At 43.8% G+C, this 740-nt stretch carries 4 tRNA genes and 1 rRNA gene; all 5 read left to right on the top strand.

The window, feature by feature from the left end:
• Positions 1 to 67 (top strand): 16S ribosomal RNA (locus HKI82_RS20390); the annotation flags it as partial.
• Positions 68 to 134: 67 nt separating this feature from the next.
• Positions 135 to 210 (top strand) — tRNA-Glu (locus HKI82_RS20385).
• A 1-nt stretch (position 211) separates the two neighbouring features.
• A tRNA-Lys gene (locus tag HKI82_RS20380) sits at positions 212 to 287 on the top strand.
• Between the two features lie 16 nt (positions 288 to 303).
• A tRNA-Ala gene (locus tag HKI82_RS20375) sits at positions 304 to 379 on the top strand.
• An 18-nt stretch (positions 380 to 397) separates the two neighbouring features.
• Positions 398 to 473 (top strand) — tRNA-Val (locus HKI82_RS20370).
• The last annotated feature ends 267 nt before the right edge of the window (positions 474 to 740 follow it).

Genomic DNA, 740 nt, shown 5'->3' with positions numbered 1-740 from the left:
GTTCATGACTGGGGTGAAGTCGTAACAAGGTAGCGCTAGGGGAACCTGGCGCTGGATCACCTCCTTACGTAAAGATTCTCTTGATGAGTGTCCACACAGATTGATTAGGTTTAGAAAGATAAGAGTATCTTAGTGTCCCGTTCGTCTAGAGGCCTAGGACACCGCCCTTTCACGGCGGTAACAGGGGTTCGACTCCCCTACGGGATACCATGGGTCGTTAGCTCAGTTGGTAGAGCAGTTGACTTTTAATCAATTGGTCGCAGGTTCGAATCCTGCACGACCCACCATTATCGCTTCAAGTATGGGGTTATAGCTCAGCTGGGAGAGCGCCTGCCTTGCACGCAGGAGGTCTGCGGTTCGATCCCGCATAGCTCCACCATCTTGATAGTGAAATAATGGGCGATTAGCTCAGTTGGGAGAGCACCTGCCTTACAAGCAGGGGGTCACTGGTTCGAACCCGGTATCGCCCACCATCTTTAAGTGTTTTTGAAAAAGAATATTTAAAAATGGTTCATTTCTTTAAATAGAAAACAGAATCTTGCTCTTTAACAATTTGGAAAGCTGACAAATAACAATGTGATTTCATTGTTATTTATTAAAAGTTCTCAAATCCTAATCTTTTGATTAGGTACCAATACACATTCAAGTGTTCTTGGGAATAACGAAAGTTATTCATATTTGAGTCCGGCAAAATCGAAATGTCTCTCGCTCATTCAAATAATGAGAGACAACTAAACCTT

The organism is Vibrio plantisponsor, assembly GCF_013041605.1.
GTDB classification, from domain to species: Bacteria; Pseudomonadota; Gammaproteobacteria; order Enterobacterales; family Vibrionaceae; genus Vibrio; species Vibrio plantisponsor.
Note: the sequence above shows the minus strand (reverse complement) of the source record. Positions and strands in the feature narration are given on the sequence as shown.